Origin of the sequence: Streptomyces sp. WELS2 (assembly GCF_013870595.1) — a bacterium.
In the GTDB taxonomy this organism is placed as follows: domain Bacteria; phylum Actinomycetota; class Actinomycetes; order Streptomycetales; family Streptomycetaceae; genus Streptomyces.
On record NZ_JACBWZ010001271.1, the window covers coordinates 1 to 1,274 of the forward strand.

At 75.8% G+C, this 1,274-nt stretch carries 2 protein-coding genes and 1 pseudogene; all 3 read right to left on the reverse strand.

All coding sequences use genetic code 11. From position 1 onward, the window contains the following. On the reverse strand, nucleotides 1-236 hold a 236-nt coding region (locus tag H5J33_RS35625; RefSeq protein ID WP_399553016.1), incomplete at its 3' end, for an RNA polymerase sigma factor. A gap of 251 nt (nucleotides 237-487) precedes the next feature. After that, nucleotides 488-961: a hypothetical protein gene (locus tag H5J33_RS35630; RefSeq protein WP_258565628.1), complete on the reverse strand. Its 474-nt coding sequence runs from the start codon at nucleotides 959-961 to the stop codon at nucleotides 488-490. Between the two features lie 118 nt (nucleotides 962-1,079). Beyond that, a pseudogene (locus H5J33_RS35635) lies at nucleotides 1,080-1,274 on the reverse strand (hypothetical protein); the annotation flags it as partial.

The following is a 1,274-nucleotide window of genomic DNA, read 5'->3' on the forward strand; positions in this document are numbered from 1 at the left end:
CCGGCCCCGTCGCCCCGGAACCGGCCGAGGTCCCGGGCGATCTCCAGCCAGGCCTCGGAGGCGATGTCCTCGGCCTCCTCGCCGACCAGGCCCCGCAGATAGCCCAGCAGCCCCGGGTGCACGATCCGGTAGGCCGCAGCGAAGGCCGTCTCGTCGCCGTCCTGGGCCCGTGCCACGGCCGCGCCCAGCTCCCCGTCCCGCGGCTGCGGGCGGCGGGGTTCGACTCCCTGGCCCAAGACCGTCCTCGTTCGTGCCGAGTTCCTGGCCACTGCGTGGCGCCTGACCTCACGGTTGCGACACGCTCCCGCCGTGTCGGTCGCCCTCCACGATCATCAGCGTCGGTCCCGGCGGAAGTGTCACAGCCGAACAGGCGACCGAGGAAGGCCCGGAGACGGGCCCGCGACCGGCCGGGGGACGGGCCCGGCCGGTCCCAGAGCCCGGCGGTCGCCTCGGACCTCGGCGGTCGTCTCAGGCCTCGGCGGTCGTCTCAGGCCTCGGCGGTCGCGTCCCGGCACAGGAGCCCGAGCGAGCCGTGACCGCCGTAGCAGCGGCGGGCCTCGTTCATGGGGTCCCACAGCCGGCCGTCGGGGGTGCGCACCCAGTGCTCACCGCCCGTGGCCCACCACTCGGCGCCGGTGCGGCGGACGATGACCTCGCCCGCGTAGGCGCCGAAGCCGCGCAGGACGGTGCGGACGGCCGCGTACGGCGCCCGCTCCCGGCGTATCTCCTCGATCATCCGGTCCACCCGCCACAGGCTCCGCGCCGAGTAGTCGAGCCGCACCCGGGCGCCCTCGCGCATCGTCGCCACCGCGTCCGCCGCCCAGCGCGCGGGTTTCGCGCAGGCGCGCGGCCTGGTCTCCTGGCGGGCCGGACCGTACGGGACCGTCGGACCGGCGGGCGCACCGGCCGGCAGCGGGCCGGTGGCGTGGGCTGTCACATGGGCTGTCGCTTCGGCTGTCATGTGGGCAATCACATAGGGAAAAGCGCCCGGGAGCGGGGTCGCGTCACCGGGTTCCGCCCTGTTTCGCGAAACGTTTCGGCAACCGCCGCAGGACCGCCCCACGTCCATCGCACGAAGGTCACAGGGCCGCCCGCGCCCCCGCTTCCGCCGTGTTGCGCGCCCGGCGCGAGACCACCGCGCGCAGCACCCGGCGGCCCTCCACCGTCACCTCCAGCGCCCGGCGCAGCCCCTGTGCGCCGTGGTCCGCGAGGAGCTCCAGCACCATGACCTGACGGCGCAGCTCGGCGGCGACGAGCGGCGACGGACCGGCTAC

Bases quoted from the DNA above. Each gene is read 5' to 3' on its own strand.
- H5J33_RS35630 (WP_258565628.1), bottom strand. From the start codon at position 961: ATGACAGCCGAAGCGACAGCCCATGTGACAGCCCACGCCACCGGCCCG.